The sequence below is a fragment of the Nonomuraea basaltis genome (genome assembly GCF_005893125.1).
Lineage (GTDB): Bacteria > Actinomycetota > Actinomycetes > Streptosporangiales > Streptosporangiaceae > Nonomuraea > Nonomuraea basaltis.
On the sequence record NZ_VCJS01000134.1, the window covers coordinates 1 to 24,618 of the forward strand.

Here is a 24,618-nt window from a genome sequence, read left to right on the forward strand (position 1 = left end):
GTGCCCCTACATCGCCGCCGCCGTCGAACTCCACGACCCCCAGCACCCCGCATCCCAGTACGCACGCGACTACAAGAAAGCCGTCGCCGCGCGGCTCGCCGACACCGCCCGCGAAGCCGGCGCCGCCGACCCTGAACAGCTCGGCGAGCAGCTCGCGCTGCTCATCGACGGCGCCGCGGCCCGCACCCGGGTCCTCAACGCCGACGCCTTCCCCGCCGCCGCCGCCATCGCCGCCGTCCTCATCGACAACGCCATCCCCGCCACAGCCAGCGATGACCGGCGACGGGAGGAAGTGTCAAGTTAACTTGGCACTCCGCGGCCGGGCTGGACGCGCTGCCGGTCGCGCGGCTGCACCCGCTGGTACGCGACACCAGCCGCCCGGCACCTGGCCCGGACCTGCTGGCTTTTACGGAACTGGCCGCCCGCCTGCTGAAGGCCGCAGCAGAAGCCGCCGGGGAGACCGGCGACCCCCGAGGACCCGCCGACGTGGTCGGCCTGGCAACTGCTGGCCCCGCACGCTGCCGTAGTACTGAACAGCCTCAGCGCTCTGCCGGACAGCTCAGACGAGACGATCGGGGCGGCAGCAGACGCTGCGTACATGGCGGCCCGGTACCGGGCAAGCCAGGGATCTTACGCTGCGGCTGCAGCCGAATACGGCGAGGTCTTCACCGCCCGGCAGCGGGACCTCGTCCCCGACCACCCGTCCACACTGGCCACCTGGCACGAGATCGCCCGGATGATAGGCGCGGGGGGACTATGCCGGGGCGGAGGCCGAGTACCGCGATGTCCTCACCGCCCGGCAGCCCGGTCCGCCGCCGGGGACGAGGCCATGCTTGGGAGTGGCCCCCAGCACGCCGGCGCCGCCCTCGACGATCACCAGAAAGACCAGCAGTGCCCACGCCAGCCAGGGCTGACGCACCGGCGGACCGACGATCACCTCCCGCTGGGCGGGCGTCACCTCGCCGCACCCGTTGGCCTCCCACGCCTGAGGATCGCTCCACGACCACCACGGCTCCGCCATCGCCCTCCTCGCGCCATTCCCACCGTCATGTTCGTACACGCGGGCGCGGATCTGTCGGCCTTCCGGAGTCACCAGCCAATACGCGGACGGCCGAAGCAGCCCTGTGTCATACAGCACGACGGTCTCCAGCCGCTCCGCCAGGCCAACGGCAAGTTCCTGCGGACTTGGCCGCCTCGCTTCCGGCGGAGCCGAAATATAGATGTCGAGGTACCAGTCCACATCCCCGCGAAGGTGGTTGACCTCGCAAGCGACCAGCGCATCCCAATTCCGATCGATGGCGTCCTCATCGAAGAGATCGACCTCACTCACCGGCACCGACGCCAGTGCACCGGCGAGTCGCGCTAGATCTAATCCCCCAGCGAGCAGGAGCCCATATCCCAAATAGGGCTCTGTCGCTGATCTTGTGACGCTGGACACGTCAGCCCCGAAGCAGGATTCATTTCCCGAGAAGATCAAAATTCGCGCGGCCGTACCCCTGCCGCTTGATCAGCTTAAAGTTACGTGGGAATCTGGCCGTGGGGGTGATCATGTCTCCTCGGTCCTGACCACGGAACTGGGAGATGGCTTGAGCGGCACGGTAGTGCTGGAGAAGAAGTGGCCGGTCCTGGGTCGGCATGCTCGGGCGGCCGAGTGGCTGCGGATCTGGGCGGATCTGGGAAGGGCGCCGCGGACGAGCGGGGCGGGTGGTCGCGTGCACGGTAAGCAGGTCGTGGCGGGTGCGGCCGGTGAGCGCGGCCGTGCCGGCCGGGGCGCCGTCCGGTAGGGCTGCTGGTGGAGCTCCGGTGAGCCGAGTGGATAGATTGGCCACCAGATCGCGTGGTCAGTCAAGGGCGGCACGGGCGCTCCTGTCTTGGTGACGGCGAATCCAGGGAAGGTAGCCGAGCCCGAGGGCCAGGGCGCAGCCGATCGCGGTGTCGGCGAGTCGGTAGCCGATCGTGGCGGCCGACACGCCCTGGCCGCCGTCCATGAGCAGCAGCACGAGCGGCGTCATCACGGTCGCGTACAGGGTGTCGTGACGGTCCTTGAGCAGTGGACGCAGCGCGCCGAGCATGCCCACGAGCAGGACAAACAGCCATGACGGCGGCGCCCACAGCAGCACCGCGGACCCGACCAGCACGCCTGCGCCGGTACCCGCGGCTCGTTCGAACGGGCGGCGTAGCGCGTCATCGAGTCTGGGCCTGACGACGATCACCACGGTGAGGGAAATCCATGAGGATGTGGGCTGCGGCCACAGCAGGCCGATGGCACCGGCGGCGGCGAGGCAGCAGGTGAGGCGGGCGGGGTAGTGCCATCGGCGCAGCGCGCCCCGCCACCGGCGTAACGCTTCGCGCCACCTGAGGGCCGGAGGTGACGTTCCCGGCTCCTTTCGGGTGAGGAGCAGCGCGAGCAGCAGCCCCCAGACCGCTCCCGCGGCGTACAACAGCGCGACACCGACGGGATCGGCGCCCGCGCTCAGACCGATGGTGATGACCAGCACGGTGATGAAGCGGATGGCATGCTCGGCCATGGGCCGGCTCATCCCGGCGGGGATCGCTGCGACGGCGGCGACCAGCACCACGGCCAGCGCCGTGATCCAGCCCCGTCCCGCGAGCGCGGTGCCCGCGAACCCGGCCACGGTGATGGCCGCCATCGTGCAGGCGCCTCGTGTCAGGCGCGCACGTGTGCCGCCCGTCATGGAAATGCCGCTCACGGCGAGCGCGCCCAGCGCGGCCAGCATGCCGAATTCAGGCCGCCCGGAGACGACACCCCAGGCGACAGGACCGCCGAGGCCCAGCCCAGCGATGGCCATGCGGCGCAGCTCGATCGCCATGCGACCACCTCATTCCGTCGGCGATCTTAGCATTCCATACGCTTTGCTTATTAGTTTTGGAGACATAGGCGACCGATCCCCGCTAATTTAGTAAGTGCTAACGTAATAATCATGGATGATGAAAAGTTGCGGGCGACCGCCGTCTCGCTGCGGCGCGCCGCCATCGGGCTGGCCAGGCGGTTGCGTGACGAGCGGCCCACGCAGGGGCCGGGCCAGCTCGGGCTCTCCTTGCTCGGCCACCTGTATCGGCATGGCGAGATGACCGCAGGAGAGCTGGCGGCGGCCGAGCACCTGCAGCCTCAATCGGTGACTCGCGTGCTCGCCGAGCTGGAGACGCGCGAGCTGATCCGCCGTTCCCGGGACTCCAGCGATCGCAGGCGGCACCACATCGTCCTCACGGAGCCGGGCAGAGCAATGCTCGTCGAGCGGGTCAGGGAGTCCGACCTGTCGCTGGCGGAGGCGATGTCCCGCTCGCTGACACCGGCGGAATGCCGGATCCTGAGCGTCGCGGCCGACCTGATCGACCAACTCCTCGACGGCAAGCGCCCGCGACAAGTACGTGCGCAGTGACGCGGCGCATGACCTGGCCGACTTCCCCGGAGACGATCGAGACCAACGCGGCCACACCTACTGGCTCGCCTGTCGCTCACGGCCGCCACCGGGTTCCTCCATGTCGACCTGGCGACCCGCGAGCCGGAGCTGGTGGAGATCGAAGGGGGCAGGGGTCCCTACTCCTGGCTGCCCGACGGCCCGGGAGTGGCGCGCTGCCGGCCTCCCTGGGCGGGGGCACGCTGCTGGCCTGGTACGACGATGATCACTTCGTCACGGCGAGACAGGAGTTCCTCGGCGAGGTATCGGTCATGACCATGGATCTCCGCGGTCGCAGGCGCCGGAAGCCGGCCACGTTGAAGAGCGATGACTCAGACGTCGAGATCCCCGCGCTCCTCTACACCCGGCGGCGATGACGATGCGGCGACGCACGATCTGGCTGGTGGCCGCAGGGCTGGCCATCGCGATGGCCTCAGGCGACGGAACGTATGCGCTCGTCAAGCCCGAGCCACCGCCCGTGCTCACGGAGCGGACGGCAACCAAGATCACCCTTCCGGACAACGCCGGGGTGCTGTACGAACATCCCTCCGACCCGGTGCGACTCACCGCGTACACGCTCGAGTACGACCCGAACCACGACAACAAGGAGCTTCGGCCAAGGTCTTACGCCCGCTGGGAGTCCACCTTCACCAAGGTCGCCGAGGACGACCAGGTGGCGTCTCGCCCGACGGTGACCGGCTGGTGGTGATCGACGAGCTGCAGTTCCGGCGGAACACCTCCCCCACGGTGCGCTTCACCGACCGGATCACCGGTGAGACCTTCTCCGTCCCGGTGGCGCTGGCCCTACGGCAGGGTTTGTCGAACCCGCACTGGTCACCCGACGGCGGACGCCTGCTGCTCACCACGCGGGACTACACGTTCGGCATGGAATACCCCTTCACCGCAGGGTTCGTGATCGTGGATGTGGCCATCCGCCGGACCTCGATCGTCCGAACGTTCGCTCCCGATAGCAGCGAAGACCTATACGCCGGTGACGGGTTCTACGCGTGGTGTCCCGTTCGCGGACGTGGCACCGAAGGTGCTGGCGTCCTGGCGGGCGCGGGCTGCGGTCGAGTCGCTGTCGCATCTGCGGCGCCGTGCGCGCAGTTCGCAGGCGTCCGCGCGGTGACGTTGCTGGCCGCGCTGTTGGTGGAGCGGGAGCGGGAGGTCACCGATGCGCCAGCGGATCTGCTGATCGCCACGGTGCACCGGATACCTCTCATTGTGCGAGTCCTTCCTGTATGGGTGTGCCCTTCACAGTGCTCGCGGCGACATCTGTCACTCGGGTTCGGTGCGGCCCCGCCGCCCCGGTGGGCGGAGGGGCCGTGACCTGCTGGGAACCGATCTATCCGTGCACCGGGTAGTTCGCGCGGAACACGTTGTGCGGGTCGCGGGCCCGCTTGATCTCCCGCAGCCGCGCGAGCGCGCTGCCGGAGAAGGACTTCGCCGCCGTGTCACCGGGGGACAGCAGGGTGTACGGCTTGCGGCCGCTGATGTAGGCCTCCAGGTCGGCCACGACCTCGGCCTGCTTGGCGCGCGTCGCATCGGCCGCGTGCGGCAGGCCGAGACCCACCAGTCCGAGCAGGTACGGCTCAGCCACCGCGCCGCTCGCACCGGCCCCGCCGCCCGGCTCGGCGAGCGCCCCGCCCAGGTGCCTGATCTGCACGTTGATGAGCGGTTCGACCGGCTTGGCCAGCAGGAGCTCCACCGCGTCCGCGTCCAGGCCGGTGAGCAGCTCCGCACGAGCGATGGATGGGGCCGGATCGGTGGGCTCGGCGGCGATGTCACCCAAGTCGGCAACCGGGACGACGCCGCGGCTGTCGGAGATCGCGCCCTCGATCTTGTCGATGCGCGCCAGCAGGTCCTCCCCCTGAGCCGCCTCACCCAGGTAGGCCAGATCCAGCGTCACCATCGGCGACGCGCCGGGGGGCTGGAGCCGGTTGATCCAGACACTGAGTTCACGCGGCGCCTCGGCGGTGATCTCCAGGAACGCGTCGTACACCTCCCTGGTCCGGTGCTCCGGCCAGATCACGCGCCCGCCGTACAGGACCGGCGCGGGATACAGCTCGAGTTCGAGGGCGGTCACCACCGCGAAGTCCCCGCCACCGCCGCGCAGCGCCCAGAACAGCTCGGGATCGGACTCGGCGGTCACCCGGCCCGGCTCGCCATCGGCGTCCACGATGTCGATAGCCCGCACGCTGTCGGAGGCCAAGCCGTACTTGCGGCTGAACCAGCCGACCCCACCGCCCAAGGTGTAGCCGGTCACGCTGACCCCCGGCGCGCTGCCGGCCAGGCCAGTCAGCCCCAGCGGACCGGCCGCCGCCAGCACCTGCCCCCACTTCACACCCGCGCCCACCCGGACCACGCGCTCCTCCGCGCGTACCTCCACCTCGTTCAGCAGGCCGGTACGCAACAGGATCAGGCCGTCCACATCACCCGAGGCGCCATGCCCGCTCGGCTGCGCGGTCACCGTCATACCCGCCCGCCGCGCGTAACGCACGAGCGCCGCCACGTCATCGGCGTCCGCGGCCTCCGCCACGGCCGCCACCGGCTGTCTGACGGTCAGATTCCACGCGGTGGCCGCCTGTTCAAAGCCGTCGTCATCGGCCAGGAGCACGCGCCCCTTCAGGACACCGCGCAGATCGTTGATCGTCATCGTCGTCTCCCTTTTTCGAGTTGTCAGAAAATGCGAAGGAATACCGTGCTGCACTGCGGGGACGTCAGGCGAGCTGCGCGGCGGGCGCTGGGGCGGCGGCCTCCTGGGCCTTGCGCGCCTTGCTGGTCTCGCGGAGGATCAGCAACCCCGTGACCGCGATCAGCGCCGAGGTCAGGCCATGGATGCCGAACGCGGCGGCCGTGGAGCCGTGGTGGGCCAGGACGTTGACCATGTCGCCGAACGGGGCGACGGCCACCATCGGCAGGACCCAGCCCAATGCGCGGCGGTGGCCCGTCACCAGCAGGATGCCCATGGCCAGGCCCATCGCGATTTCGCGGCTGCCCTTCACGATAGGGAAGCCGCTGTCGCCAGAGGGCCAGTTCGTCAGGCCCGGGAAGGACGTCTCGAGGGGCAGGACGAAGGACAACCCGAGGTAGAGGGTGAACAGGACGACGGCGGTGGCCAGGACGGTGTTGAGCTTCTTCAGCGACATGGTTGTTCTCCTTTGATGTTCAGGCTGGGCAGGGTTCAGCCGCGGACACGGCGGATGTGGCGGGCGTAGCGGGGGCGGCCGATGACGTGCCAGATGACGCGGACCGGGGCGGGCAGGCCGCTGAGGACGATGGCGCGCTCGGCCGGGTTCGCGTCTTCCAGGACGGCGCCGAAGAGCGTGAGCAGAGTGAGCTTGGGAGTGTTGTTCACCAGGTGGTCGCCCAGGGAGGCCCACTCTTGTTGTGTGATGTGCTTGGCCGCGAGCGGGAGGAGGGTGGCCTCCTCGTCGTCGAGGTGTTCCAGCAGGACCGCGCGGTGCTCGGAGAGGGCGGCCACCAGGGTGTCGCGTTCGTCGGCGCCCGCGGTGGCCTCCCAGGCGGGGACCGCGGCGTCCAGCCTGCTCAGGGTGGCCGCGATGCGTTCGTGCTGGGCCTGCATGCGCAGGACGATGTCGGCCTCCAGATCCACCCGGGAAAGCAGCGGCGGCCACAGCAGCTCGTCCTCGCCCTCGTGATGGTTGTGCAGGCCCAGCCGGTAGACGCGGAAGTGGTCGGCGATCACCTTGGCGCGAGCGGTGTCACCCGGGGCGACGGCCGCGACGAGTTCCACCAGCAGCCGTGACTCACGGCGAAGCACGCGGTGGACGATCTCCATATCCTGGGTGTTGACGCTCATCTGTTCCTGCCCTCGGTCGGTTGCGACGTGTTCAGGCTGCTCCCGGGTATTTGGAGGGGACTTGGAGCGCGACTTGGAACCGCCCACATACGATGTGCAGATCATGGTCTTCATCCGGGTGCTGGGCGCGTTCGCGAGCGAGGTGAACGGTGCGGCCGTTCACCTCGGCGGGCCGCGGCAGCGGGGCGTGCTGGCGTTGCTGGTGGCGGCGCGTGGGCAGGTCGTGCCGGTCGACCGGATGATCGAGGATCTGTGGCGCGGGGAACCGCCCGCGCGGGCGCTGATGTCCCTGCAGGCGTATGTGTCCAACCTGCGCCGGCTGCTGGAGCCCGGACGTCCGCCGCGCACGCCGGCCCGGCTGCTGGTGAGCGCGGCGCCGGGTTATGCGCTGCGGCTGCCACCGGAGGCGGTGGACGCATGGCGGTTCGAGGGCCTGCTGGGCCAAGCGCGTACGGACACCGACCTACGCGCCGCGCAGGCTCGGCTCGCCGAGGCGCTGGGGCTGTGGCAGGGACCGGCGTTCGCCGAGGTCGCCGACGAGCCGTGGGCCGCAGCCGAGACGGCCCGGCTGAACGAGCTACGCTTGGTCGCCACCGAGCTGCACGTCGCGGCGGGTCTGCGCATCGGCGACCCCGCCGCGGTGGTTCCCGAGGCCGAGCGGCTCACCCGCGACGAGCCCCTCCGCGAGGAAGGCTGGCGGCTGCACGCCTTGGCACTGTGGAGCAGCGGCCGCCAAGCCGATGCGCTGGCGACGCTCCGTCGCGCCCGCGGCATCCTCGCCGAGGAGCTCGGGCTCGACCCTGGCCCGGACCTGACGGCGTTGGAGGAGGCGATCCTCACCCAGCGCACAGACGTCCTACGCGCGACCGTGCCCCCGCCCCCGCTGACCGCCCCGCTGCCGCAGGTGGCCCCTCTCCCGGGGACGGCTCCGATCGTCGAGGCGCCGTTCGTCGGACGCGAGGCACAGCTGTCGGCACTGGTCACGGCCGCCACCGGGGCCGCCACCGACGGAGCCCGTATCGCCCTTGTCACCGGCGAGGCCGGGCTCGGCAAGTCGACGCTGCTGGAACACCTCGGCAGGCGGCTCGAACGTGACGGGTGGCTGGTCGCCGTCGGCCGCTGCCCCGAGGTCGACAGCGCGCCGCCCGCGTGGGCCTGGACTGAGGCGCTGAGAGCCGTCGCCGCGTCCACGTCCCCGGGCGAGTTCGCCGACGACCTCGCGCCGCTGCTCACCGACACCGGGCCGGTGAACGCCGACGCCACCGCTGGACGGTTCCGCCTGCGCCAAGCCGTGTGGAAGTGGCTCGCGGCGGTCGCCACGGAACGCCCGGTCGCCGTCGTGCTGGACGACCTGCACTGGGCGGACGCCGCCACGCTGGAACTGCTCGGCGGCGGCCTCGGCATGCGGGCCCCGATCCTGGTCGTCGCCGCGTACCGCGCGGACGAGAGCGGGCACCTCACCGAAACGCTGGCCTCCCTCGCGCGCGCCACGCCCCTCCGCCTAGCGCTGCCGGGGCTGAACGACGAGGCCGTCGCGGAGCTCGTACGGACCGAATGCGAGGCCGACGAGGAGACCATCGCAGGGATCGCCGAGCGCACCGGCGGCAACCCGTTCTACGTGCGCGAAAGCGCCCGGCTGCTGAACGGCGAAGGCGCGCTGGTCGCCCTCTCCGAGGTCCCCGAAGGCGTACGGGACGTCCTGCGCCGACGGCTCGCGCGCCTGCCCGAGGGAGGCGTGTCCGTCCTCCGGCTGGCCGCGGTCGCAGGCCGGGAAAGCTCAGTGGACGTCCTCGTCAAGGCCGCCGACACCGACGAGGACGGGGTGATGGACGCCTTGGACGCGGGCGTCATCGCCGGGCTCCTCGACGAGCCCGGCCCAGGCCTCATCCGCTTCGTCCACGCCCTCGTCAGGGACACGCTCATTGCCGACGTCAGCAGATTGCGTGCTACCCGGATGCACGCCCGGATCGCCGCCGCTCTTGAAGGCACCGACGACATCGCGGCGCTGGCCCATCACTACGCGCGCGCCGGCTCACCGAAGGCCGTCGGCTACTGCGTCCAGGCCGCCGAGCTTGCCGAGGCCCGCTACGCCCACGACGTGGCGGCCGACCTCCTCGCCGACGCCGTCACCAACTCGACCGGACCGGACGAACGCGTCGAATTGCTCGGCAGGTTGCTGCGCGTGCAGATCCGGGCGGGAGCCGTCGCAGCCGCCCGCGAGACGCGCCGTGAAGCCGTGGAGTACGCAGAGTCCCTGGGCCGCGACGACCTGATGATCGCCGCATTCACCGCGTGGACAGAGCCGACCCCCTGGCAGGCCCGTACGTACGGCACGGTGGACCGGCCCATCGTCGACCGCCTGAGCCGCCTGTTGAAGCGTGACCTGACCCCTTCGGTGCGGTCCCGGCTCCTGACGGCGTACGCGGACGAACTGGTCGGCGAGGACGACCCGACCGTTCTGGAGGCAGCGCAGGAGGCACTCGACCTCGCCACGGGACCCCGGTTGCGGGCCGCGGCACTCCAGATCCTGGCCCGAGTCCACGGCGACGCCGAGCTCTGCCGGGAGCTCGTGGAGATCGGCACCGAGCACGACCTGCCGGTCTACCGCGTCACTGGGCTGCTCAACCATGCCGGCGGCGACGCCGCCGCCAACGACCCGGTGACCATGCACCAGGTGATCACCGAGGCCCTGGAACTCGCGCGTACCTACCGAATGCGCGAGGCGATCGCCGTCGCCGAGATCGCGCTGGCGAGCCTGGCGCTCATCGAAGGCCGATTCGCCGACGCCGAGCTCCTCTACATCAAGGCCGACGAGGGCATGCGGCGCGCCGGATCGGTGCACGCCACGGGCTTTCTCCAACTCGCCCTGGCTACGATCTGGCTGAACGACGGCACGCTCGGTGCGCACCTGGACGACGTGCGCGCCCTCCACGCCGCGCTCGGCCCCATGACCTCCGACCTGCTCGCGCTCGCCCTCCACGCCAACGGCCTGGACGCCGAAGCCCGCGAGGTCCGCGCGTCACCCAGCCCGATCCGCCCCGACTTCTTCTTCACCTTCCTCACAACGTTGCGCGCGATGGCCATCGTCGCCTTGAACGACCGCGACGCCGCCGAGGAGATCTACGCGACGCTGCTTCCGCACCGCAATAGCCCCCCGGCGGGCGCTGCGAGCCTGGCGCTGCGCCCGGTCGCCCACACCCTGGGTGAACTGGCCGTCTTCCTCGGCCGCACCGACGAGGCCGCCGCCCACTTCACCCAGGCCGCCACCATCGCCGACCGGTGGAACGCACCCCACTGGGCCGCCGAGGCCCGGTCACGAACAACCACCTAGCGCACATCTGTGACACAGAACTTGCATTAGTGGCCGGGCCTCAGTATCCGGTCGCCGCCCGGCTGGACAAGCTGTTCACCGACCCCGCCCACGCCCTGCGCGAACGGGTGCTCTGGAGGCTCCTGTACGACACGGCCGCCCGCACCGAGGAAATCCTCAGCCTCAACGTCGAGGACCTCGACTTGGAGTTCCGCCGCGCCCGGGTCGTCTCCAAGGACGGCGCCATCGAGTACGTGCACTGGGCCACCGCCACCGCGCGGCTGCGCCGGTGCAGATCGTCTACTCCCGCTCGTCCACCGCGACCCAGTCCCTGCTCCGGCAGCGGCACATCCTCACCGAGGCCGGCCTGCTGATCCGCACTGAAGGCGTCGCCGAGGGATTACGTCCCGCCGAAGGGGTCCTGCTGTTCGAGGACCCGGCCACCACCTCCAAGATTCCCGCCCTGGACCGGCCTGCGTTCGGCAAGATCGCCGCCAAGGCCCACCCTGGCGACACCCTGACGGTGTCAGAGCTGTTCCGGCTCTGCCGCGACCTAGCCGACATCCACTCCGTCCGCAACTGGTGCCAGGCCCGCGGCGTCGTCCTGCGTGTCCTGTCCGGGGCCGCTATCCAACTTCCATGACCTCGCCGCAGGCGACGCCACCACGGCGGTCATCATTAACGTGATCGACGCCGTCGGCCAGTTCCAGCGCGACCTGCAGAACGAGCTGACCGCCGAGGGAATCGCCGCGGCCGAGGCCGAAGGCCGCTACCGCGGTAGGCCACCCGCCCTGACCGGCACCCAACTGGAGGAGGTGCGGTCGATGTTCACCGACCAAGGCGCCTCGATCGCGGCACTCGCGCGGGCCCACGGGGTCAGCCGCGACGGCCATCCGAACCGCACTTGGCGATCTGCTGCCCGACCAGAGGATCTCATCTCCTCGATCGTCCTGATTGCGAGAACACCCTGCTGACCTGTGGCTCAGTCCTTTGAAACCGTGTGGGTTCAGCGGATGCGGTCGTAGACCAGGGCCATCGCGCCCAGTTCGCCGGTCTCCTGGTAGGTGAGCTTCCAATTCGACGGCGGGAGGCCGTCGTCGAACAGCCGCAGGCCGCCTCCGGCGATCTCCGGGATGACGGTGAGGTACATCCGGTCGAGCAGGTCGGCTTCCAGCAGCGCCTTGGTGATGCTGGGGCTGGTGTTGACGAGGATGTCGCCCTCGCCGTCGGCCTTGAGCTCGGCGATGAGGTCGGCGACGGGGCCGTTCACCACGCGGGTGCGTTCCCAGGGCGCCTCGGTCAGGGTGGTCGACAAGACCACCTTCTCGGTGTCGACCAGCCACTTTGCGTAGCCGCGGTCGCGCGGATCGGCGTTGTCGTCGGCGGCGACCGACGGCCAGTACGCCATGAATCCTTCGGCGAGGACCCGGCCGAGCAGGGCCGTGGTCGCGTTCTCCCGCATCCGGGTCATCTGGTCGCGCGCTACGTCGGTGGTCGCGTAGGTGGCGAACGCGGCGAAATCGGCGGGCCCGCCGGCGCCGTGGTAGCGCCCGTCGAGGCTGATGACCAGATTGGCGGTCACCTTGCGTCCGGTGGTCTGCTCGGTCATTTCGTGCTCCTTGTGTCGGTGTCGTGCTCGGTGTCGTGGGTGTCGGCGGCGAGGGCCGCCGCGAGTCTGTCGAGGCTCTGGCCGAAGCCGATCTCGATGCCGGCGATGAAGTCCGCCGAGTCGGTGGTGCTGTCGGTGATCCGGTAATGGACCTCCAGGTCGGCCCCGGTGTCGGTGTGCCGGAGGTCGAAGTCGAGGTGGCCGGTGAAGGCGAGGCCGCCGTCGGGTAGCAGGGGGGAGAGCCGGTAGGCCAGGTGCTCGCCGGGGCGTACGTCGTCGACAACACCCTGTGCGCGCCCGACGACCACGTCGGAGCCGTCGACGTCCTCGGCATCGCGGTATTCCAGGATGATCCGCCCACCCGGTCGCGCCTCGAACACGAACTCCGAGACGCGCAGGCCGTCGGGCGCCCACCAGCGGGCGAGCGGCGATGCTTCGGTCAGGTGACGCCAGACCAGCTCGGGGCGCCCTGTCAGTGAGCGGCGGAAGCAGAACGAGCGGCCATCGGCCCACCCCGGCTCCTGCGCGGCGCGCCGCTCGGCGTGGAGGCTGGCCCCGTAGCGGTCATGGGTCTCGCGTGGGCCGCCGCCCCGGTCCGCGGTGTCGGCGAGCCGGTCGAGCGCGGCCGCCAGATCCCGCAGGGGACCGGGTTGGAGCGCGTACACGCGACGCTGGCCGGTGCGCTGGGAGACGACGACACCGGCACGCTCAAGGGTCTGCAGGTGCTTGGTCGTCTGCGGCTGACGCGCCCCGGCGAGCTGGGCCAGGACGCCGACCGACCGGGGCCGCTCGGCCAACAGAGTCACGAGCCGCCAGCGGGCCGGGTCGGCCAGTGCGGTGAGGAGTGCGTCCATGAAGAGAAGTATTCTTCATAACGAATATTCGTGTCAAGGCATAGCTTCGGGGTCCGTCGGGCAACCCGAGGGCCGCTACCGCGGTCGGCCGCCCGCGCTGGACGGCGACAAGCTTGAGGAAGTCCGCGCAGCCTTCCATGACGAGGGCGCCTTGATCGCCGCGCTTGCCCGCAGGCATGGCGTGAGCCGCGTGGCCATACGGACCGCGCTGAACAGCCTGCTGCCTGACCAGAGCATCCCGCCTGCTCGATCGGGATGATCGAGCGGGGGGCCAGACACCGGCGACCTGACCGAAGAACCTGACCCTGCATCGACCGGAAGGGCGGCTTGAACGTCGCTGGCTTCACCAGCGCGATCATCCCCAACTACCTCGACCCACCCACTGACCCGGCCCGCTGGGGATGGTGGCGGCACGACCGGGGATGGTGGGCGACCGCGTCCGCGCTGCTGGACCCCCGCGCATCGGGCGCCGTCGCCCACGAGCGGGTCTTCGTCTTCGATGAGGATGGCACCAGTGAGCACTGACTACTCCCGGCCTCTACGCATGGCAGCGCAGGGGAGCGGCCTGGCCGAGCCAGGCCTGCGAGTGCGGCTGGAAGCAGTACACCTCCATCTCACCGCGGAGCCCGACGTGCAGGGCGTCACGGACGCCCTGAAGATCCTGATCGCGAACCTGCGACGGCTGCCCGTCCACCTTGACCTCGCCCCCCACGGGCTCCCGTCGCGCCTGACCGAGCAGTGCCAAGCCCTCACCCGGGCCATCGATCCCGACCGGCCGCTCTCCCTCGGTCCCACGGCCATATATCCAGTTACGGACGGGAGCGTGCACCTAGGACCACATCCCCCGAGGGGAACGGCTATCAGCGCCGTCCCCGATGGGCACGGCGTGCGGCTGCGCCGTCCGGCAGTGGGCTACCCCACCCTGGCCGGAACCGCGAGCGGCCTCGGCTCGGTGATGACGGCGGCGATGTTGACCGCGGAGTGCTTCAAGACGATCGTCGCAGCCTGGGGTTGATCACTATGCGGTGGCGATGGTGGATCCCGAGGGGAACGAGTTCGACGTGGTCTAGCGCCGTTTTCCGCACGTCATCACGGCTATCCCGCGTCTCCGCATCCCCCATCGCACTTCGACCACGAGGGCAGCATGAGCATCAGGCCCGGCGGAGTCCGCATCCGTTCGCTCCACGCCCTGCTGAAGGCCACCGCTGACGCCATGGAGAACGGCGCGTCCATCGGCTACTGAAGCCCAGGGCGGTCGCCGGCGAAGTGCAGTGGGACGTCCTCGATCTCGGCCCCTGAGCCTCCGTAGCGGCGGCGCCGGACTGCGGCAGATCGATCAGGCCACCACCACGGCGGGCCTGCCGTTCGCCACGGTGCGGCTCGGGAATGATGGCCATGCGCCGTACCACCCCATTCCTCGCCGTCGGCGGCCAGCGATCGGTGTGCGGCGTCCTCGTCATGACGTTGCGTCACGGGGCTCAGCTACGCCTACGGGCCGAGCAGCAGCACCGAGCGAGGCACCCCCTCAACGTTCTACTTGAGATTGGCCGAGGCCGTATGGGGGGGTCGCCTGCTGTCGCTGTGGACTGATCTCTGTCACCTGGTGACAGGCGATCTTGGTGGCAAATTGATGGCAAACGATCAAGAGGCCAGATCCTCGATCTCGGGATCTAGCCTCTGAGCTGGTGAAACTCTGTGGGGCTACCAGGACTTGAACCTGGGACCTCTTCCTTATCAGGGAAGCGCTCTAACCGTCTGAGCTATAGCCCCGCGCATCCCGAACGTTACCGCATCCGCAGATCAGAGGCGAACCGGTTGTTCGGACGGGAAAAGCTTACCGCCTTTGGCGTGCTGCTCGCGCCGCTCTCACCCCGGAGCACGGCGCGAGCACCCCGTCTGATGCGCCTTATTCGGCCTCGCTGAAGGTCACCTCAACGCCTCCGACAAGGTCAGAGGCGATGTTGTAGATGACCGCCCCCAACGTGGAAAGTGCCGTGATCAGCACCACGTTCACGGCCCCGATGAGTGCGGTGTACCCAAGGATCCGCACCGGCTCGAACCAGGAGGCGATGTCGATCGGGATCGAGCTCTGCCCCTGCTCGCCCTGGCCCAGCTGGTTGACCAGGTCCACGATCGAGTCGAACACCCCCAGGGCGGAGAGCACCCCGTACAGTACGGCCACCGCCACGAACAGCACCACGAAGCAGACGAGGGAGACCACGAAGCTGAACTTCATGGCCGACCACGGCTCGACGCGGCGCAGGACCAGGTGGGCCTTGCGGGGCAGGCGGCCCCCGCCGGAGTTCGACGACTTCTTCTTCGGCAGCTCGACGGCAGGCGGGGCCTCGGTGGCCAGCGAAGGGCGGATGCGAACGGTGTCGTTGCCCTCCGCCTGCGGGCCCGGCGGAGCCTGCGCGGGCGCAGGGCCGGACGCCTGAGACCGCTGCTGCTGCTGGTGGTCTTCTTTGGCAGGGCCGGACTTGCCCTGCGCGGGCGAGGTGTCCTGGCCTTCGTCGACCGGATTGAAAATGTCGGTTTCTGCTGGCTTGTTCGGTTGCTGTCCGTTCCCGGAAGCCGCCTTCGTCCTGGCAGGGCCACCCTGGGCGCTCATGGACTACTCTCCTCCCCCGTCTTCCTCATTCTCCACCGAAGTCTCCATCGACTCCGCGTTCCGGGCGAGGGCCACCACGCTGTCGCCTTCAGCGAGATTCATCAATCGCACTCCCATGGTCTGGCGGCCGGACTGCTTGATCTCACCGGCACTCGTTCGGATCACCCCGCCGGCGGACGTGATCGCGAAGACCTCGTCCTCTGGGTTGACCATGACGGCACCGACCAGCTTGCCACGGGAACTTACGATTTTGGCCGTCAACACCCCTCTACCGCCACGTCCCTGAACTGGATACTGCTCCACCGGCGTCCGTTTTGCGTACCCAGCCTTCGTGGCGATAAGCACATCTTGGCCGTCCGCCATCCGATTCATGGCGAGAAGTTCGTCACCATCGAGGAACCTCATGCCGATGACACCGCTGGTCGCCCGGCCCATGGGGCGAAGCGCCTCGTCGGAGGCGGTGAACCTGATGGACTGGGCTCCCTTGGAGACCAGCAGCAGGTCGTCGGTCTCGGAGACCAGGCGGGCTCCGATGACCTCGTCGTCCTCCCGCAGGTTGATCGCGATCAGACCGCCCGATCTGGGGGAGTCGTACTCGGACAGGCGCGTCTTCTTGACCAGGCCGCTGCGGGTGGCCAGGACGAGGTAAGGGGCGACGTGGTAGTCGCGTAGGTCGAGAACCTCCATGACTGTTTCGTCGGGCTGCATGGCAAGAAGGTTCGCCAGATGCATGCCGCGCGCGTCGCGCCCGGCGTCGGGCAGCTCGTACGCCTTGACCCGGTAAACCCGGCCCTTGTTCGTGAAGAACAGCAACCAGTGGTGTGTGCTGGTGACGAAGAAGTGGTCGACGATGTCGTCCTGGCGCAGTTGCGCACCGCGTACGCCCTTGCCACCGCGCTTCTGGGCCCGGTAGAGGTCGGTCCTGGTGCGCTTGGCGTAACCGCCCCGCGTGATGGTGACGACGATCTCTTCCTCGGCGATGAGGTCCTCGACCGACATGTCGCCGTCGTAGGCGATGATCTCGGTCTTGCGCTCGTCGCCGTAGCGGCCGACGACCTCGGCGAGCTCCTCGTTGATGATCTCCCGCTGGCGGGTCTCGCTGGCCAGGATCGATTGGTACTCGGCGATCTGGTGCATCAGCGAGTCGAACTCGTCCTGGATCGCCTGGCGCTCCAGGGCGGCCAGCTTGCGCAGCTGCATGTCGAGGATGGCCTGCGCCTGCACCTCGTCGATCTCCAGCAGCCGCATGAGGCCCTGCTGGGCGTGCGAGGCGGACTCCGAGGCCCGGATGAGGGCGATGACATCGTCGAGCCGCTCCAGCGCCTTCAGCAGCCCGCTCAGGATGTGGGCCCGCTCCTCGGCCTTGCGCAGCAGGTAGCGGGTCCGGCGGACGATGACTTCGATCTGGTGCGCCACGTAGTGCCGGATGAACTGGTCGAGGCGCAGCGTCCGCGGCACACCGTCGACCAGCGCCAGCATGTTGGCGCCGAAGGTGTCCTGGAGCTGGGTGTGCTTGTACAGGTTGTTCAGCACGACCTTGGCGACCGCGTCCCGCTTGAGCACGATCACCAGGCGCTGGCCGACTCGCGAGGAGCTCTCGTCGCGTACGTCGGCGATGCCGGTGAGCTTGCCCTCCCGCACCAGCTCCGCGATCTTCAGCGCGAGGTTGTCGGGGTTGACCTGGTACGGCAGCTCGGTGACGACCAGAGCCTGCCGCCCCTTGTCCTCCTCGACCTCGACCACCGCGCGCATGGTGATCGAGCCGCGCCCGGTGCGGTAGGCGTCCTCGATCCCGCGCCGGCCCACGATCAGCGCCTTGGTCGGGAAGTCAGGCCCCTTGACCAGCCTCATCGACGCCTCGAGCAGGTCTTCGTCACCCGCCTCGGGGTTCTCCAGCGACCACTTGACCGCCGCGGCGACCTCGCGCAGGTTGTGCGGCGGGATGTTGGTGGCCATGCCGACGGCGATGCCGCCCGAGCCGTTGACCAGCAGCTGCGGGAAGCGGGCCGGCAGGACGTCGGGCTCGTGCGACTTGCCGTCGTAGTTGGGGCGGAAGTCGACGGTGTCCTTGTCGATGTCCCTCAGCATCTCCATGGCGATGGGCGCGAGCTTGCACTCGGTGTAGCGCATCGCCGCCGCCGGGTCGTTGCCGGGCGAGCCGAAGTTGCCCTGCCCGTCGACCAGCGGGTATCGCAGCGACCACGGCTGCGCCAGGCGTACCAGCGCGTCGTAGATCGAGGTGTCGCCGTGGGGATGGTAGGTGCCCATCACGTCGCCGACGACGCGGGCGCACTTGAAGTAGCCGCGGTCGGGACGGTAGCCACCGTCGTACATCGCGTAGAGCACCCGCCGGTGCACCGGCTTGAGACCGTCGCGCACGTCCGGCAGCGCCCTGGACACGATGACGGACATCGCGTAGTCCATGTAACTGCGCTGCATCTCGGACTGGATGTCCACGGGCTCGATGCGGTCAGCCGGGGGAGTGGTGTTCACGTCCGTCACAGGTAGAGGTCCTTCTTAGTGTTGCGGTGAGCCGCCTTCAGCGGCCCACCGCAGGTTGCAGAATCTGCACCCATGGCTAGTCGCTCAGACGTCGAGGAAGCGCACGTCGCGCGCGTTGCGGATGATGAAGTCGCGCCTGGCCTCGACGTCCTCGCCCATGAGCACGCTGAACAGGTCGTCGGCCTGCGCCGCGTCGTCGAGCGTGACCAGGCGCAGCAGCCGGGTCGCCGGGTTCATCGTGGTCTCCCAGAGCTGGCCGGCGTTCATCTCGCCCAGACCCTTGAACCGCTGTACGTTGTCACGCGGCCGCGGGTCGGGCTTGCCGTTGGCGATGCCCTCGGCGATGACCGCGTCGCGCTCGGGGTCGGAGTAGGCGTAGGAGGCGTCCTCGCCCTTGCGGTCCCACTTGATCTTGTAGAGCGGCGGGCACGACAGGTAGACGTGGCCGGCCTCGATCAGCGGCCTCATGAACCTGAACAGCAGCGTCAGCAGCAGCGTGTTGATGTGCTGGCCGTCGACGTCGGCGTCGGCCATGAGGATGACCTTGTGGTAGCGCAGCTTGGCGATGTCGAACTCGTCGTGCACGCCGGTGCCCAGGGCGGTGATGAGCGCCTGGACCTCGTTGTTCTTGAGGACCTTGTCGATCCGCGCCTTCTCCACGTTGAGAATCTTGCCGCGGATGGGCAGGATCGCCTGGAAGCGCGAGTCGCGGCCGCCCTTGGCGGAGCCGCCGGCCGAGTCGCCCTCGACGATGAACAACTCGCACTTCTGCGGGTCGTTCCACTGGCAGTCGGCCAGCTTGCCCGGCAGGCCGCTGCCCGACTCCAGCAGCGACTTGCGCCGGGTCAGATCGCGGGCCTGTCGGGCGGCGAGGCGGGCGCGCGAGGCCTGCAGCGACTTGTTGATGATGTCCTTGGCCTCGCCGGGGTTGCGCTCGAACCAGTCGCGCAGGTGGTCGTTGCAGGCCTTCTGCACGAACGACTTGGCCTCGGTGTTGCCCAGCTTGGTCTTGGTCTGGCCCTCGAACTGCGGGTCGGACAGCTTGACCGAGATGATCGCGGTCAGCCCCTCGCGGACGTCCTCGCCGGAGAGGTTTTCGTCCTTGCCCTCCTTGAGGAACTTCTGCTCGCGCGCGTAGCGGTTGACGATCGTCGTCAGCGCCGCGCGGAAGCCCTCCTCGTGGGTGCCGCCCTCCGCGGTGTTGATCGTGTTGGCGAAGGTGTAGACCGACTCCGAATAGGAGTTGTTCCACTGCATGGCGATCTCGACCGCGATGCCGTCGCCCTCCTCCTCGAAGGCGATGATCGACGCGTGCGCCGGCTCCTTCTTGTTGTTGAGGTGCTCGACGAAGTCGGCCAGGCCGCCCTCGTAGAAGTAGCTGACGGTGCGGGCCTCGCCGTTGATGTGGTCGGGGCGCTCGTCGGTCAGCGTGATCGTCAGGCCCTTGTTGAGGAAGGCCATCTCCTGGAAGCGCCGCGAGAGCATCTCGTAGTTCCACGTCGTGGTCTCGAAGATGTCCGGGTCGGGCCAGAACGTGATCGTGGTGCCGGTCTCGTCGGTCTCCTCGCCCTTGGCCAGCGGCGCCATGGGCTTGGAGTGCTCGTAGCGCTGGCGCCAGTAGTGGCCGTTCTGCTTGACCTCGACGTCCATGGCGGTGGACAGCGCGTTGACGACGGCCGAGCCGACGCCGTGCAGGCCGCCGGAGACCGCGTAGGACTGGCTGTCGAACTTGCCGCCCGCGTGCAGCGTGGTCAGCACGACTTCGACGGCGGAGCGCTTCTCCACCGGGTGAATGCCCGTGGGGATGCCGCGGCCGTCGTCGATCACGCGTACGCCGTTGTCGGCGAGCAGCGTGATGTCGATCATGCTGGCGTGGCCGGCCAGGGCCTCGTCCACCGCGTTGTCCACAATCTCGGTGACGAGATGGTGCAGGCCGCGCTCCCCGGTGGAGCCGATATACATACCCGGGCGCTTGCGAACCGCCTCAAGCCCTTCGAGTACGGTGATTGAGCTAGCGTCGTAGGACAACTGCGAAATCCTCCTGCCGCGGACACGCGGCGGGGGAGGCGTCAAAATACAAAGCTGCCCCTGCCGTGCCCGTCACCGTCGTGAGTGCCCCGATGCGCGGTCACCCGGGGGAGTCGGCTTGCTGCCGGGGTGACACGCAAGCGGACGTGTCCGGAATCCTTTTGCATTCTACCGCCTCCGGAGGCCCAAGGTGGCAATGAACGCGCCTGTGATGCTCCCTAGCTCGTTTTCCCCCCAGGCAAGCATCCCCCCTCCGGAAAGGGGGCCTATCGCGTCTGGGGCTGTCTGATCGCCCTCGGCGCCTAACCGTAGCGGCGAAGCGCCTGCTGCGGATAGCGGCTGGACGTGCTATCCGTAGGTGTCTCCTGGGCCACGGCTTCCGGTCACCCGCAATCCACCTGACGGCCGGGGCGCGTTCTGCGGTCCCCTGACCTTGACCTTCGTCACGGTGCCGTCGCCGAGCTCCTCGTTCAGCCTGCGTACGAGGGTGCGCGCGAGCAGCCGCACCTGCGTGGCCCAGGCGGTCGAGTCGGCCAGGATCACCACCTCGCCGTCGGCGAAGGACTCGGGCCTGGTGTGCGCGGCCAGGTCAGGGCCCACGATGTCGGGCCAGCGCCCGAACACCCCGCCGACCGCCGCCGACCGCTCCCAGCCGCGATCGGCCAGCAGGTCCGCGATCGCGCGTCCGAAAAGCTGTGGATCGCCGCCATCCCGGCGCGGCCCCGCGGCCTTGCGCCTCGGCGCGCGCCGGGGGAGCTGCCCGCGCTTGGCCGCGTCGGCCTTGGCCTGGGCGAGCTTCTCCCTGGCCATGGCCGCGCCCTTGGCCGTGGGGTTGTCCTCATCGGACACGGGTCACGCTCCCCTCCGCGACGTCGAATCTGGCTCCCACGAGCTCTTGCGGTACGTCGTCCGCCACCGCGGCGGTGATGAGCACCTGCTCGGCCGGCGCGACGATCTCGGCGAGCCGCCGCCTGCGCTGGCTGTCGAGCTCGGCGAACACGTCGTCGAGTATCAGCACGGGATCGCCGCCGTCGGCCCGCAGCAGGTCGTAGGCGGCCAGCCGCAGCGCCAGCGCGAACGACCAGGACTCGCCATGGCTCGCGTAGCCCCGCGCGGGCAGGTCTCCGATGCCGAGGATCAGGTCGTCGCGGTGCGGGCCGACGAGCGTGACGCCGCGTTCCAGTTCCGCGGAGCGGACCTCCAATAGCCGCTCCCGCAGACGTTCTTCAAGGGTTTTCCCCAAGTCTGTGGATAACGTCTGTGTATCGAAAGATCCCCGTTCACCGGCGGCTTCGCCTTCCGCGACACCCTCATCCGCATCCCCACCTGTGGACAACGTGCTGCGGTACGCCAGCGTCGCCGGAGCGCTCGCGGGGGCCAGCGCCGCGTACGCACCGGCCACCAGCGGGCGCAGCGCCTCGATGAGCTCCAGCCGCGCCCGCAGCAGCTCGGCGCCGTGCCTGGCGAGGTGGGCGTCCCACACCTCCAGGGTGCTCAGCGCGTCACCCGCGCCCGCCGCCGCGAAGGCGCTGTCGCTCTCAGCCCGCCGGGCGCTCCTGGCGCCTCTGCGGGCCTGCGCGGCCGTGCGCAGCAGGGCACCGCGCTGCTTCAGCACCCGGTCGTAGTCGGCGCGGACGCCGGCGAATCTGGGTGTCCTGGCCACCAGCAGGTCGTCGAGGAAGCGGCGGCGCTCGGACGGGTCACCCTTGGACAGCGCCAGGTCCTCGGGGGCGAACAGCACCGTGCGCAGCAGGCCGACGACGTCGCGCGGCCTGGACACGGGGGAGCGGTTGAGCCGCGCGCGGTTGGCCCGGCCCGGGTTGATCTCCAGCTCGATGAGCGCCCGCCGGTCGTCCCGCTGGACGGCGCAGCGCACGATCGCCCGGGCTGCCCCCTGGCGGACGAGCGGTGCGTCGCCGGCCACCCGGTGGCTGGAGTGCGTCGCGACGTAGCCGAGGGCCTCGACCAGGTTGGTCTTGCCCTGGCCGTTGGGCCCAACGAACGCCGTGACGCCCGGCTCCAGGCCGAGCTCCACGGACGCGTAGGACCTGAAGTCGGTCAGCGAGAGGTGGGCGACATACACCCCACGAAGGTTAGTGGGCCACGCGAGCCACCGGGGTCACCGGCATGCGATCCCGGTGGAAAACCGCTATCGGTCGAACTCGCGCGGAGGCGTCACGTCCGCGCCCGGCGCATCGGCGCCCTTGCCCGTGCTGCCCTCGGTCGAGGTGATCGCGTGGCCGCCGAACTGGTTGCGCAGCGCCGCGACGACCTTCATCGCGGGGGAGTCGTCCTGGCGTGAGGCGAACCTGGCGTAGAGCGCGGCGGTGATGACCGGCAGCGGCACCGCGTGGTCGACGGCCGCCTGCACCGTCCACCGGCCCTCGCCGGAGTCCTGGGCGTAGCCGCGGAGCTGGTCGAGGTGCTCATCGTCGTCGAGCGCCCGCACCAGCAGGTCGAGCAGCCAGGATCGGATCACGGTGCCGGTGCGCCAGCTGCTGAAGGAGCCCTTGACGTCCTTGACGACGTCGGAGGCCTCGAGCAGCTCCCAGCCCTCCGCGAACGCCTGCATCATGCCGTATTCGATGCCGTTGTGGACCATCTTCGCGAAGTGCCCGGCGCCGACCTCGCCGGCGTGGACGAAGCCGTCCTCGCCCTCGGGCTTGAGCGTCTGGAAGATCGGCATCAGCCGGTCGACGTAGGCCTTGTCGCCGCCGCACATGAGCGCGTAGCCGTTCTGCAGGCCCCACACGCCGCCGCTCACACCGCAGTCGACGAAGCCGATGCCCTTCTCGGCCAGCTCGGCGGCGTGCCTCTGGTCGTCCACATAGTGGGAGTTTCCGCCGTCGACGACGATGTCGTTGTCGCGGAGCAGCTCGCCGAGGTCGTCGACCGTGGACTGGGTGGGTTTGCCGGCGGGGACCATGACCCAGATCACGCGCGGCGCCTGCAAGCGTTCGACCAGGTCTTTCAGACTGGCCACGTCGCTGATCGACGGATCGCGGTCGTAGCCGACGACCTCGTGACCGCCGCGGCGCAGCCGTTCGGCCATGTTGCCGCCCATCTTGCCCAGTCCGACCATGCCGATCTGCATGTTGTCCTACCCCCTTGTCAGACTTCCATCATCCCCGATGACAGGTTCAGCCTGACAGGCGGATGGGCATGATCAGATAACGGTAGTCCGTAGCGGCTCCGTCCTCCACAGGCTTGCCACCCGTGAGGATAGCGGGCTTCGTCGACGTGGTCATCTGCAGGCGCGCCACGTCCGAGTCGATGGCGCCCAGGCCCTCGAGCAGGAACTGGTGGTTGAAGGCGATGTTCATCTCCTCGCCCTCGTAGTCCACAGGGATTGCCTCGACGGCCTGTGCCTCGTCGCCGCTGCCCGCCTCGAGGACGACCTCGCCGCTCTTGAACGCCAGCCGGACCGGGGTGTTGCGCTCGGCGACCAGGGCCACGCGCTTGACCGCCTCCACGAACGACCCTGTGGACAGGTCCGCGCGCGCGGAGAACTCCGTGGGCAGCAGCGATCGGTACTTGGGGAACTCGGGGTCGAGCAGCCGCGTCGTGGTGCGCCGTCCCGCGCTGGAGAACCCGATCATGCCCTCGCCGGTGCCGCCGGCGGAGCTGAGCGCGATCTCGACCTCCGCGCCGGTCGTGCCGAGCGCCTTGGCCGTGTCGGCCAGCGTCTTGCCGGGGATCATCGCGATGGCGGCGAAGTCGGGCTGCTCCGGCTGCCACTTCAGCTCGCGTACGGCCAGCCGGTAGCGGTCGGTCGCGGCGAGGGTCACGGTGTCGCCCTCGATCTCCATCCGCACGCCGGTGAGCATCGGCAGCGTGTCATCCCGGCCCGCGGCGACGGCGACCTGGCCGACGGCGGAGGCGAACACGTCGCTGCCCACCCGGCCCGCGGCCGGGGGCATGGCCGGGAGCGACGGGTAGTCCTCCACAGGCATGGTCAGCAATGTGAATCGCGCGCTACCGCACGTGACGACCGCCTTGGCGCCGTCCACGACGAAGTCCACAGGCTGTGCGGGAAGGGCGCGGGTGATCTCCGCGAGCAGCTTGCCCGAGACCAGGACGACCCCCGGCTCGCCCGTGTGGAGTTCGAGCGTCACCTCGGCGGAGACCTCGTAGTCGAATCCGGAGAGCTTCAGCTGCTGCTCTTCCGTGACCTCCAGGCGCATGCCGGCGAGGACGGGCACCGACGGCCGCGCCGGGAGGCTGCGTGCCGTCCATGCCACCGCCTCAGCGAGGACGTCTCGCTCGATTCGGAACATCACGGTGATCGGCCTCCTGGGTTCGTCGCTGATTCAAGGTTCACTCTCCCGCACCTGAGCTCCGGGAGAACCCCTCTATGAGTCTTTGAGTTTCTTAGTAAGAGATAGAAGAGGTCATCACACTAGGGGCTGTGGGAACTGTGGACAACCAGCGTTGTGGCTGGTCAGCCGCCCTGTTTTCATCC

The 24,618-nt window shown here is 69.3% G+C and carries 25 protein-coding genes, 1 tRNA gene and 1 pseudogene; 12 read left to right on the forward strand and 15 right to left on the reverse strand.

The window, feature by feature from the left end:
* Positions 1–304: pseudogene (locus EJK15_RS43540) on the forward strand (hypothetical protein); the annotation flags it as partial.
* A gap of 450 nt (positions 305–754) precedes the next feature.
* Here the strand turns inward: EJK15_RS43540 and EJK15_RS43545 are convergent.
* Positions 755–1,330 (reverse strand): hypothetical protein, encoded by a 576-nt coding sequence (locus EJK15_RS43545; RefSeq protein ID WP_138716332.1) that lies wholly within the window; start codon positions 1,328–1,330, stop codon positions 755–757.
* Positions 1,331–1,586: 256 nt separating this feature from the next.
* On the opposite strand from EJK15_RS43545, the gene EJK15_RS73310 reads away from it, so the two are divergent.
* Complete coding sequence (locus EJK15_RS73310; protein WP_206061463.1) at positions 1,587–1,784, forward strand: hypothetical protein; 198 nt, start codon at positions 1,587–1,589, stop codon at positions 1,782–1,784.
* 57 nt (positions 1,785–1,841) lie between these two features.
* Here the strand turns inward: EJK15_RS73310 and EJK15_RS43555 are convergent, their stop codons facing one another.
* Positions 1,842–2,831, reverse strand: coding sequence for an FUSC family protein (locus EJK15_RS43555; RefSeq protein WP_138716333.1), 990 nt, complete (start codon positions 2,829–2,831; stop codon positions 1,842–1,844).
* A 111-nt stretch (positions 2,832–2,942) separates the two neighbouring features.
* Between EJK15_RS43555 and EJK15_RS43560 the strand changes: the two genes are divergently transcribed.
* The 3 genes from EJK15_RS43560 (at position 2,943) to EJK15_RS43570 (ending at position 4,748) form a co-directional block, all read left to right on the forward strand.
* Complete coding sequence (locus tag EJK15_RS43560; protein WP_138716334.1) at positions 2,943–3,401, forward strand: MarR family winged helix-turn-helix transcriptional regulator; 459 nt, start codon at positions 2,943–2,945, stop codon at positions 3,399–3,401.
* Positions 3,402–3,792: 391 nt separating this feature from the next.
* A complete protein-coding gene (locus EJK15_RS43565) occupies positions 3,793–4,128 on the forward strand; it encodes a hypothetical protein (RefSeq protein ID WP_138716335.1) in 336 nt (111 codons plus the stop codon).
* Positions 4,122–4,748: a hypothetical protein gene (locus EJK15_RS43570; protein WP_138716336.1), complete on the forward strand. Its 627-nt coding sequence runs from the start codon at positions 4,122–4,124 to the stop codon at positions 4,746–4,748. The genes EJK15_RS43565 and EJK15_RS43570 overlap by 7 nt, the downstream gene beginning before the upstream one ends.
* Positions 4,749–4,764: 16 nt before the next feature.
* On the opposite strand, the gene EJK15_RS43575 is transcribed toward EJK15_RS43570, so the two are convergent.
* From EJK15_RS43575 to EJK15_RS43585, 3 genes are all read right to left on the reverse strand, one after another.
* Positions 4,765–6,075: an FAD-binding oxidoreductase gene (locus EJK15_RS43575; RefSeq protein ID WP_138716337.1), complete on the reverse strand. Its 1,311-nt coding sequence runs from the start codon at positions 6,073–6,075 to the stop codon at positions 4,765–4,767.
* A 64-nt stretch (positions 6,076–6,139) separates the two neighbouring features.
* Positions 6,140–6,568 (reverse strand): DUF4267 domain-containing protein, encoded by a 429-nt coding sequence (locus tag EJK15_RS43580; RefSeq protein ID WP_138716338.1) that lies wholly within the window; start codon positions 6,566–6,568, stop codon positions 6,140–6,142.
* Positions 6,569–6,603: 35 nt separating this feature from the next.
* Positions 6,604–7,242, reverse strand: coding sequence for a hemerythrin domain-containing protein (locus tag EJK15_RS43585; RefSeq protein ID WP_138716339.1), 639 nt, complete (start codon positions 7,240–7,242; stop codon positions 6,604–6,606).
* Positions 7,243–7,315: 73 nt separating this feature from the next.
* Between EJK15_RS43585 and EJK15_RS43590 the strand changes: the two genes are divergently transcribed.
* Genes EJK15_RS43590 through EJK15_RS43605 form a run of 4 tightly spaced genes read left to right on the forward strand, consistent with a single transcriptional unit; the run spans position 7,316 to position 11,526 of the window.
* Positions 7,316–10,573 (forward strand): ATP-binding protein, encoded by a 3,258-nt coding sequence (locus tag EJK15_RS43590; RefSeq protein WP_240777588.1) that lies wholly within the window; start codon positions 7,316–7,318, stop codon positions 10,571–10,573.
* A gap of 29 nt (positions 10,574–10,602) precedes the next feature.
* Positions 10,603–10,926, forward strand: coding sequence for a tyrosine-type recombinase/integrase (locus EJK15_RS43595; RefSeq protein WP_240777589.1), 324 nt, complete (start codon positions 10,603–10,605; stop codon positions 10,924–10,926).
* Positions 10,842–11,195, forward strand: a complete 354-nt coding sequence (locus EJK15_RS43600; protein ID WP_138716341.1) for a recombinase family protein — start codon at positions 10,842–10,844, stop codon at positions 11,193–11,195. The genes EJK15_RS43595 and EJK15_RS43600 overlap by 85 nt, the downstream gene beginning before the upstream one ends.
* A 40-nt stretch (positions 11,196–11,235) precedes the next feature.
* Entirely contained in the window at positions 11,236–11,526 is a 291-nt protein-coding gene (locus EJK15_RS43605; RefSeq protein ID WP_206061464.1) for a helix-turn-helix domain-containing protein, read from the forward strand.
* 32 nt (positions 11,527–11,558) lie between these two features.
* Here the strand turns inward: EJK15_RS43605 and EJK15_RS43610 are convergent, their stop codons facing one another.
* Positions 11,559–12,161, reverse strand: a complete 603-nt coding sequence (locus EJK15_RS43610; RefSeq protein WP_138716342.1) for a dihydrofolate reductase family protein — start codon at positions 12,159–12,161, stop codon at positions 11,559–11,561.
* The gene (locus EJK15_RS43615) at positions 12,158–13,015 is read right to left on the reverse strand and encodes a metalloregulator ArsR/SmtB family transcription factor (protein ID WP_138716343.1); all 858 of its coding nucleotides are present in this window, start codon (positions 13,013–13,015) and stop codon (positions 12,158–12,160) included. Before EJK15_RS43615 ends, EJK15_RS43610 begins: the two co-directional genes overlap by 4 nt.
* On the opposite strand from EJK15_RS43615, the gene EJK15_RS43620 reads away from it, so the two are divergent.
* The 3 genes from EJK15_RS43620 (at position 13,014) to EJK15_RS43630 (ending at position 14,030) form a co-directional block, all read left to right on the forward strand.
* Positions 13,014–13,274: a helix-turn-helix domain-containing protein gene (locus tag EJK15_RS43620; RefSeq protein WP_138716344.1), complete on the forward strand. Its 261-nt coding sequence runs from the start codon at positions 13,014–13,016 to the stop codon at positions 13,272–13,274. The genes EJK15_RS43615 and EJK15_RS43620 overlap by 2 nt on opposite strands.
* A 68-nt stretch (positions 13,275–13,342) precedes the next feature.
* Positions 13,343–13,540 carry a hypothetical protein gene (locus EJK15_RS43625; RefSeq protein WP_138716345.1) on the forward strand — a complete coding sequence of 66 codons (198 nt, stop codon included), beginning with the start codon at positions 13,343–13,345 and terminating at the stop codon, positions 13,538–13,540.
* Positions 13,530–14,030: a hypothetical protein gene (locus EJK15_RS43630; protein WP_138716346.1), complete on the forward strand. Its 501-nt coding sequence runs from the start codon at positions 13,530–13,532 to the stop codon at positions 14,028–14,030. Before EJK15_RS43625 ends, EJK15_RS43630 begins: the two co-directional genes overlap by 11 nt.
* A gap of 681 nt (positions 14,031–14,711) precedes the next feature.
* Here the strand turns inward: EJK15_RS43630 and EJK15_RS43635 are convergent.
* The 8 genes from EJK15_RS43635 to dnaN all read right to left on the reverse strand — a co-directional run bounded on the left by EJK15_RS43635 (position 14,712) and on the right by dnaN (position 24,436).
* Positions 14,712–14,785, reverse strand: a tRNA-Ile gene (locus EJK15_RS43635).
* Positions 14,786–14,921: 136 nt separating this feature from the next.
* Positions 14,922–15,626, reverse strand: coding sequence for a DUF3566 domain-containing protein (locus EJK15_RS43640; protein WP_138716347.1), 705 nt, complete (start codon positions 15,624–15,626; stop codon positions 14,922–14,924).
* A 3-nt stretch (positions 15,627–15,629) separates the two neighbouring features.
* The gene (gene gyrA / locus EJK15_RS43645; RefSeq protein ID WP_138716348.1) at positions 15,630–18,128 is read right to left on the reverse strand and encodes a DNA gyrase subunit A; all 2,499 of its coding nucleotides are present in this window, start codon (positions 18,126–18,128) and stop codon (positions 15,630–15,632) included.
* 84 nt (positions 18,129–18,212) lie between these two features.
* Entirely contained in the window at positions 18,213–20,156 is a 1,944-nt protein-coding gene (gene gyrB / locus EJK15_RS43650; RefSeq protein WP_138716349.1) for a DNA topoisomerase (ATP-hydrolyzing) subunit B, read from the reverse strand.
* 348 nt (positions 20,157–20,504) lie between these two features.
* The gene (locus EJK15_RS43655; RefSeq protein ID WP_240777590.1) at positions 20,505–21,005 is read right to left on the reverse strand and encodes a DciA family protein; all 501 of its coding nucleotides are present in this window, start codon (positions 21,003–21,005) and stop codon (positions 20,505–20,507) included.
* Positions 20,995–22,239, reverse strand: coding sequence for a DNA replication/repair protein RecF (recF, locus tag EJK15_RS43660; protein WP_138716350.1), 1,245 nt, complete (start codon positions 22,237–22,239; stop codon positions 20,995–20,997). The genes EJK15_RS43655 and recF overlap by 11 nt, the downstream gene beginning before the upstream one ends.
* A 66-nt stretch (positions 22,240–22,305) precedes the next feature.
* The gene (gene gnd / locus EJK15_RS43665; RefSeq protein ID WP_138716351.1) at positions 22,306–23,250 is read right to left on the reverse strand and encodes a phosphogluconate dehydrogenase (NAD(+)-dependent, decarboxylating); all 945 of its coding nucleotides are present in this window, start codon (positions 23,248–23,250) and stop codon (positions 22,306–22,308) included.
* 46 nt (positions 23,251–23,296) lie between these two features.
* The gene (gene dnaN / locus EJK15_RS43670; protein ID WP_138716352.1) at positions 23,297–24,436 is read right to left on the reverse strand and encodes a DNA polymerase III subunit beta; all 1,140 of its coding nucleotides are present in this window, start codon (positions 24,434–24,436) and stop codon (positions 23,297–23,299) included.
* Positions 24,437–24,618: the final 182 nt, after the last annotated feature.